8 protein-coding genes are annotated in these 7,553 nt (G+C 63.8%); 4 read left to right on the forward strand and 4 right to left on the reverse strand.

The annotated features are described in order from the left end of the window. Both ssb and rfbD read left to right on the forward strand, forming a co-directional pair. On the forward strand, positions 1 to 381 hold a 381-nt coding region (ssb, locus tag ACY693_RS11340), incomplete at its 5' end, for a single-stranded DNA-binding protein (protein WP_462321934.1). A 6-nt stretch (positions 382 to 387) separates the two neighbouring features. Next, positions 388 to 1,290 carry a dTDP-4-dehydrorhamnose reductase gene (gene rfbD / locus ACY693_RS11345; protein ID WP_462321935.1) on the forward strand — a complete coding sequence of 301 codons (903 nt, stop codon included), beginning with the start codon at positions 388 to 390 and terminating at the stop codon, positions 1,288 to 1,290. 212 nt (positions 1,291 to 1,502) lie between these two features. Here the strand turns inward: rfbD and ACY693_RS11350 are convergent, their stop codons facing one another. The 4 genes from ACY693_RS11350 to ACY693_RS11365 all read right to left on the reverse strand — a co-directional run bounded on the left by ACY693_RS11350 (position 1,503) and on the right by ACY693_RS11365 (position 4,771). Continuing rightward, positions 1,503 to 2,531, reverse strand: a complete 1,029-nt coding sequence (locus ACY693_RS11350; protein ID WP_462321936.1) for a universal stress protein — start codon at positions 2,529 to 2,531, stop codon at positions 1,503 to 1,505. A 9-nt stretch (positions 2,532 to 2,540) separates the two neighbouring features. After that, positions 2,541 to 3,608, reverse strand: coding sequence for a sodium:calcium antiporter (locus tag ACY693_RS11355; RefSeq protein ID WP_462321937.1), 1,068 nt, complete (start codon positions 3,606 to 3,608; stop codon positions 2,541 to 2,543). A 93-nt stretch (positions 3,609 to 3,701) separates the two neighbouring features. After that, a complete protein-coding gene (locus ACY693_RS11360) occupies positions 3,702 to 4,490 on the reverse strand; it encodes a double zinc ribbon domain-containing protein (RefSeq protein ID WP_462321938.1) in 789 nt (262 codons plus the stop codon). Between the two features lie 128 nt (positions 4,491 to 4,618). Beyond that, the gene (locus ACY693_RS11365; protein ID WP_462321939.1) at positions 4,619 to 4,771 is read right to left on the reverse strand and encodes a hypothetical protein; all 153 of its coding nucleotides are present in this window, start codon (positions 4,769 to 4,771) and stop codon (positions 4,619 to 4,621) included. Positions 4,772 to 5,015: 244 nt separating this feature from the next. Between ACY693_RS11365 and bioB the strand changes: the two genes are divergently transcribed. Together bioB and bioF are read left to right on the forward strand one after the other, a co-directional pair. Then, positions 5,016 to 6,167 (forward strand): biotin synthase BioB, encoded by a 1,152-nt coding sequence (gene bioB, locus ACY693_RS11370; RefSeq protein ID WP_462321940.1) that lies wholly within the window; start codon positions 5,016 to 5,018, stop codon positions 6,165 to 6,167. Between the two features lie 142 nt (positions 6,168 to 6,309). Continuing rightward, positions 6,310 to 7,553: 8-amino-7-oxononanoate synthase (gene bioF / locus ACY693_RS11375; protein WP_462321941.1), on the forward strand; the 1,244-nt coding region annotated here is incomplete at its 3' end.

The following is a 7,553-nucleotide window of genomic DNA, read 5'->3' on the forward strand; positions in this document are numbered from 1 at the left end:
AGCCTCGACCCTGCCACCGGCGAGCTTCGCACTCGCACCGAATGGCATCGCGTCGCGCTGTTTGGCAAGCTCGCGGAGATTGCCGGTCAGTACCTGCGCAAGGGCTCCAAGGTCTACATCGAGGGCAAGCTGCGCACGCGGAAATGGCAGGGGCAGGATGGTCAGGATCGCTACACCACAGAGGTGGTGGTCGACATCAATGGGTCGATGCAGATGCTCGATAGCCGCGGCGCCGGAGGGGGCGGAGGCGGTGATTACGCTCGGCCGGCAAGTTCAGGGGCTCCCGCCGGCGAGTCTGCTCCGACGCGCCAGGAGGGACAATCGCCAGCCCAAGCTCCCGCTGGACCCGAGAACGACTTCGATGACGACATTCCGTTCTAGCGAATCATGACCGATACCCCACGTATTCTGCTTATTGGCTCTGATGGTCAAGTCGGCTGGGAGCTACGGCGCACGCTGGCTCCGGTTGGCCAAGTGATCGCCGCGTCACTTTCTGGCAAAGATGGACCTTCCGTCGATCTCACCGAGCCGGCCTCGTTGAGGCGGCTCTTCAATGAGACGGCTCCCGATGCGGTCATCAACGCCGCTGCCTATACTGCGGTCGATAAGGCCGAGAGCGAGCCTGAGCTTGCCCAGGCGATCAACGGTGATGCGCTGAAGGTGATTGCAGAGCTGTGCACGGCACCGCGTATCCCGGTGATCCATTATTCGACCGACTTCGTCTTCTCCGGCGTCACCGATCATCCCTATCGAGAGGATGATCCAGCCGAGCCGCGCAGTGTCTATGGGCAGACCAAGCTCGCCGGCGAGCAGGCATTGCTCGAATCAGGGGCGCCGGCTCTGGTGTTTCGTACAGCTTGGGTCTATGGGGTGCGTGGCAGCAATTTCCTGCTGACCATGCTCAAGCTGTTTCGGGAGCGCACGGAGCTGCGCGTCGTCGATGATCAGATTGGCACGCCCACTTGGAGCCGCATGCTGGCAGAGGTCACAGCGCAGATCGCCTACCGCATCTTTCATGGCAGCCTCGATATCGAGCGCGTCAAAGGGCTTTATCACCTGACCGGGGGTGGTGCCACCTCTTGGTTTGGGTTTGCTGAAGCGATTCGCGAAGCCACTGGCAGTGACTGTCGCTTGCTCCCGATACCGACCAGCGAATACCCGGCGCCGGCGCGGCGCCCCGGCTATTCGGTATTGGATACAGGACGCTTCCGCAATACCTTCGGCCTCGCCTTGCCCGACTGGCGACACTCGTTAGCGCTCTGTCTCGCCGATCTAGCTGAGCAGCGCTAGCCCCTGCTGGCGAGTCCATGGTCGCATTGGCGTCTCGATGACCGGGGCGCGACCTGGGAACAGGTCTACGATTGCTTAAGCCTGTGCCCGCATGCTTCGTCCCTTGTATGCACTCGGTTGGTGCGTCCTTGGCGCCGGGCGAAGAGGATGTGCCCTGGCCCTGTGCGAGGCGATCAACCCGGAGTACGGCAAGCAGATATGGTGAGCGGAGCTCAGGAGCGCACCGTCAGCAGCGCGCAGGGAGTGTGAGCGGCGATCCGGCTGATCACAGAGCCGACGAGCATGCGTTTGATGGCGCTGCGGCCCTTGTACCCGAGCACAATGAGGTCGCACTGCTGCTCGGTCGCGGTCTCGAGGATCGTGCCGCGGAGGTCACCGCTCTCCATCAGCTTGACGTCGACGTCCGAGGTGGTCTGGCGCAGCCGCTCGGCGCCGGCATCGAGCTCCTGTTGCGCTACCCGCTTCTCCTCCTGAAAGGCACGACTCAGCTGCTGCCGGAGATCTTGGCGGTAGAGGGTCACCAACTCCAGCACTCGCAGCAGGGTGACGCTTGCGCGCCCTTGCAAGGGAAGTGAGGCGCAGAGCTCGAGCGCCTTGTCGGCAGGCTCTGAGCCGTCATGTGCCAACAGAAAGCGCAGCGGCGTGTTCTGGGTCCTCGGCGCCTCCGGGCTTGCGGGGGGCCGCTCGGCCAGGTCCGGATGCGGGACGATCATCACCGAGCAGCCTGCGTAATGCAGCAGGCCCGCGGAGACGCTGCCGAGAACCTGTTGACGAAAGCTGGTCAACCCATGGGTACCAACAACGATCAGGTCTGCCCCCCAGGCCTCCGCCGATGCACAGATCTGATCGATTGGGTGACCCTGACGGATCTCGCTCGAGCTGGTCCAGCCCGCTGCCTGCAGGCGTTTGCTCACTAGGGCGAGATGCGTCTGAGCCTCGCGCCGCACCAGCCCTTCCGCTTCGCCATTGGTCTCGGTCCTGTCGTCGGGGTCCTCTCCAGCGCGCCTAGCATCCTCAACCTGTGCAACCGTTGCAGTCGGGAAGGGCGCGCTCGAAGCCTGCCCAAGGTCGCCGTTTGCGGATACGCCGGCGAGCATGCCCTGAAGCCCGTCTGGAAACGCGGCTTGGTCGATGACGGTGGTCACCAACACCTCGCTGTCCGCAGGCAACGGAAACCGCAGCAGGAAATCCAGAGCTGCCAGGGCGCTGTCGGAGCCGTCGGTCGCGAATAAGATCTTCATAGTCTGTTGCTAATGCGCCGAGCCGATGTTGAGAGCGTACTGCAGGAAGACATACAGAGCATAGACTGATAATAGCCAGAGGCCCTGCCGCCGATAGAAGACACCGCTGCGGTTGGTCGAGATGAACACCCGGAACGAATACAGGATGATCAGCATCGCCGGGAAGTGGAAATAATAGAAATTGGCTGGGATGGCCAAGGGTGTGGCGGCCGCCGCGGCGCCGATGACAAAGAGCACGTTGAGCACATCGGCGCCAACGATGTTGCCAACCATGATCTCCGGATGACCTTTGCGGATCGAGGCAATCGCGGTCATCAGCTCAGGCAACGAGGTTCCGAAAGCCACCATGGTGGCGGCGATGACGTCGTCCGGGACGCCGATGCGAACGGCGATCTCAGAAGCGCTGGGGACTAGGATGCGTGCGCCCACGACCACCATGAGCAATCCACCCAAGACCAGGCTCCAGCTGCGTTTGAGACTCATGAAGGCCTCGGTCGACTCCTGTTCGCCGTCGATTGCGTCGGCACCACCTTGACGCGCCCAAAGGTAGGTAAGAAAGAGATAGGCTGCAAGCAGGATCAGGAACAGAAAACCCACCCGGCGGCCAAGCTGAGGCTCAGTTCCGGACGGGGTCGTGATCAACACGGCCAGCGCGATCACCACCAAGAGCGTTGCCGAGCCCACCTGAGCCCAGCCGGTGCGATTGAGGATATAACGGTTGACCGGCACCGCCGCTAAGACGCAGGTGAGGCCGAAGATCAGGCCAGTATCGGCGATGATCGAGCCGACGCCGTTGCCCAACGCCAGCCCAGGGTTGCCCATGTAGGCGGCCATCACCGAGACGAAGGCCTCGGGCAGGGTCGTGCCGAGTGAGACCACGGTCGCGCCGATCACGATCTTGGGCAGCCCGGTGCGGCGCGCGAGGTCGACGACGCCGTCGATCATCCAATCGGCGCCTTTCGAAAGCAGCGCAATGCAGCTTGCGATCATGATGAGCAATAGCGGCGTGGACTGTTCGGCGACCAATGCACTCAGTAGCGTATCGTCACCGATCCAGCGGAAGATCTCGGAATCCATCAATTGCCCCGTCGGCCAAGAGCTGCACGTCCGCCGCATCCTAACCGCTCTGCTCGAGCGGGCCAAACAGCACAAGGGCGAAACCGCTTGTCCCTAAGGGGTTCTGGCCAAGGCCCAGATGTCGATCTGCTCGCAGCCAGCGCGTCTCAAGGTGCGTGCCAGCTCGGAGACCGTGGCGCCGGTGGTGACCACATCGTCGAGGATCGCGACCCGCCGGGGCACCTCTGAGGTCACCTCGAAGGCGCCGCGGATATTGGCGAAGCGCAGCCGTTCATCCAATTCGGACTGGGCTTGAGTGGCACGCCGGCGTCGGCAGCAGCTGTGGGTCACCGGGATCGCTCGTCGACGACCGACCACTCGCGCCAACTCGAGTGCTTGATTGTAGCCGCGGGTCCTCAAGCGGCGCGGATGCAAGGGCACCGGCAGGATGGCCATCGGCGGCTGCCAACCCGGACGCTGGCTCTCCTCATCAAGGGCATCGGCCAAGAGGTCGCCGAGCAACCGGATCAGGTTCAGCCTTGATTGGAACTTGATGCCGCCGACCAGCGAGGGTAGAGGCCCTTGATAGCGAAAAGCTGCGATGCAGCGCTCAAAGGGAGGCGGCTGTCGCTGACAGCGACCACAGATGCCCGCTGCGTCTGGGCCCGAGGCACTGGACTGATCCTCCCGTCCTGGGAACGGTTGTGCACAACGGGCGCAATGGGGGCCGATTAACGGTAGGTCGGCATGACAACCGGCGCAGAGATCCCGTTCAGCCTCGCCGGGCGCGCCGCAAAGCACGCAGGTGGGTGGGTAGAGCAGTGCCAGGGCCTGCTCTGCAACACGCTGCCACGCAGTCGCTTGGCGAGCCTGATCAACGCAGCGATGGGATGACAGCCTCAAGGGTTCCAGAACTTGATCAGACCGACGCTGATACCGGCGACACCGATGATGGTCCCGAATGACCAGATCATGAACCGGTCGATGCGGCGGGTCATGGCTTCGAAGCGCTGATCCATGTTGGCTTGTCGCTATTTGGTGCGCTGATCGATTTGCTCAACCCGCACCGTCCGCTCGTGCAGTTCGATCTCATAGACCGTCGTGGGCTTGATGAGACGTTGCTCGATCAGCCAGTTGGCCATGTTGCCTTTGATGAAGCCGATGGCTTCTCGGGTCAGTGTCATGGCGATTCCTCTTTGCTGGCAGTCATCGAGTATAGCAATCGCTTGAGTCGCAAGTCCCGACATCGCTTTGCCTTGGGCCTTGCGCAGCATTTGCGAGGGTTGGCGCGTCGCCGCCCACGGTCGACTCGTCAACCACAATGGCGAGATTTGGTTGACAGCGCTGGGTCCGCCGTTAGGCTAGCAGTGTCGATCGCGGTGGCTTGTGCCGTCGCGGCCCGTGAAAACCGCTGCCGAAACCATCGTTATGTCCTCATCCCCTCAGCGTGCCGCCCGCCTGCCCCAGAGCGAGTCATCCTCCCGCCACGATCCGCGTCACGATTGGACGATTGACGAGGCGGCAGCACTGCTCGATCAGCCGCTCAATGACCTCCTGTTCTCAGCACAAACGACCCACCGTCGCCATTTCGATCCGAATCGCATCCAGGTCAGCACCCTGCTGAGCATCAAGACCGGCGCCTGCCCGGAAGACTGCGGCTACTGCTCGCAGAGCGCCAAGCATGACACCGGCCTCGAGCGGGAGCGCTTGCTGCCAGTGGATGAGGTGTTGGCCGCGGCTCGCGCCGCCCTCGACGAGGGTGCCACCCGCTTTTGCATGGGTGCGGCTTGGCGCAATCCGACCGCCAAGAATCTGGAACAGGTGATCGAGATGGTGAGCGGAGTCAAGGCCTTGGGCCTGGAGACCTGTGTCACCCTCGGCATGCTCGAGCAGGAGCAGGCCGAGCGGCTGCGCGACGCGGGACTCGACTACTACAACCATAATCTGGATACCTCCCCCGAGTTCTACGGCCAGGTCATCAGTACCCGGACCTATCAAGATCGGCTGCAGACGCTGGAGTACGTGCGCGAGGCCGGACTTAAGACCTGCAGCGGCGGTATCCTTGGCATGGGCGAGTCGCGCCGCGATCGAGCCTCAATGCTCTGCCAGCTGAGCAATCTGCCTGCCCATCCCGAATCGGTACCGATCAACCTGCTGGTACAGGTCGAAGGCACGCCGCTATTCGGCACCGAGGCACTCGATCCGTTCGAGCTGGTGCGCACCATCGCCACTGCTCGGATCATGATGCCAGCCTCGTACGTGCGGCTGTCAGCTGGTCGCGCCAGCATGTCCGACGAGCTGCAAGCGCTCTGTTTTGCCGCCGGCGCCAACTCCGTCTTCTATGGTGATCGACTGCTCACCACCGACAACGCCGAGGCTGCGCGCGACCACCAGCTCTTCGCCCGGCTCGGCCTTCAGCCCGAGGAGGCCGCGCTTGAGGGACGCGCGCAGCCCGGAGCCTGTCACAAAACCATCGATCAACCAGGCCTTTCACCGGAGCATCAGGCACCGGGACAAGGTCGGCCGGTCTCGTCATCGGACCAACCGGTTGCGCCAACAGCCCGGTCGGCGAGCGCCTGATCGCCTTGGATGATCACCGCGCGACCGAATCGGAGCCAAGGCCGAGGCCGGGGTACAACAGCTTGCCACCGCGTGGCCCATGCCACTCGATCAATCGCGGCGCGCTGCGCCAGCAGCGGCGCCGGCCCAAGGCTTGATGACGATGATTGAGCTTGCTCCAAAGCTCGATCGGCTCCGCGACGCTGGCCTCTACCGCCAGCGGCGGCTGCTCGCCGGTCCCCAAGCCGTGCGTCCGTGCATCGACGGCCGCCAGCTGCTTGCCTTTTGCAGCAACGACTACCTGGGCCTAGCCGCACATCCGGCGGTGATCGAAGCGCTGCGCGAAGGCGCGGCTCGTGATGGTGTTGGCAGCGGCGCATCGCACCTGATCAGCGGCCACCATGAGGCCCATGAAGCCCTCGAGGACGCGCTTGCCGACTTCGTTGGCCGAGAACGCGCATTGCTCTTCTCGACCGGCTACATGGCCAACCTCGGCGTGATTCAAGCGCTCTGCAGCCGCGGCGACCAGATCCTCGCCGATCGCCTCAATCACGCCTCGCTGCTCGACGGCGCCCAGCTCAGCCAAGCCCGGCTGCGCCGCTATCCGCACGCCGATACCGACCGACTACAGCGCATGCTGATCAGCGGCAGCGGCAGCGGCGATGGCAACCGCGGCAACCGTCTCATCGTCACCGATGGCGTCTTCAGCATGGACGGTGACCTGGCACCGATACCGGAACTTGCTGCCCTCGCCAACAGAACCCGTGCCACGCTCATGATCGACGATGCCCACGGCATCGGCGTCCTCGGCGCCAAGGGCCGTGGCAGCCTCGAGCATTTCGGTCTCGATGGCCTAGAGACCCAGACCGCGGTGCCGATCCTCATCGGCACCCTCGGCAAGGCCATTGGCACCTTCGGCGCCTTCGTCGCCGGCAGCAGCGAGCTCATCGACTACCTGATCCAGCGGGCGCGAAGCTACATCTACACCACCGCGCTCCCACCCGCGCTCGCCACCGCTACCCTGAAAGCGCTAGAGATCGCGCAGCAAGAGCCCGAGCGCCGACAGCACCTGCAGCACCTGATCAGCCGCTTCCGAACCGGCGCCAAGTCCCTCGGACTCGCCTTAACCGACTCGCCCACCCCGATCCAACCCTTGATCGCCGGCGATGTCGACACCGCCCTCCACTGGAGCCAATTCCTCGAAGACAACGGCATCCTGGTCACCGCGATCCGCCCACCAACGGTCCCGCAGGGCTCCGCGCGCCTGCGCATCACCCTCTCTGCAGCGCACCAAGACACTGACGTCGATCGCCTCTTAGAGACGCTTGAACGGCTACCCCGATCAACCTCGACGCACCGACGCAGCCACTCAGCAGCGCCAAGGGCCAGAGGTGCCGGGGTCGGGGG

The sequence above is a fragment of the Halochromatium sp. genome (genome assembly GCF_054919635.1).

Coding starts and splice junctions, on each gene's coding strand:
- ACY693_RS11355 (WP_462321937.1), bottom strand. CDS start 3,608: ATGGATTCCGAGATCTTCCGCTGGATCGGTGACGATACGCTACTGAGT.
- ACY693_RS11350 (WP_462321936.1), bottom strand. CDS start 2,531: ATGAAGATCTTATTCGCGACCGACGGCTCCGACAGCGCCCTGGCAGCT.
- rfbD (WP_462321935.1), top strand. CDS start 388: ATGACCGATACCCCACGTATTCTGCTTATTGGCTCTGATGGTCAAGTC.
- ACY693_RS11365 (WP_462321939.1), bottom strand. CDS start 4,771: ATGACACTGACCCGAGAAGCCATCGGCTTCATCAAAGGCAACATGGCC.
- bioB (WP_462321940.1), top strand. CDS start 5,016: ATGTCCTCATCCCCTCAGCGTGCCGCCCGCCTGCCCCAGAGCGAGTCA.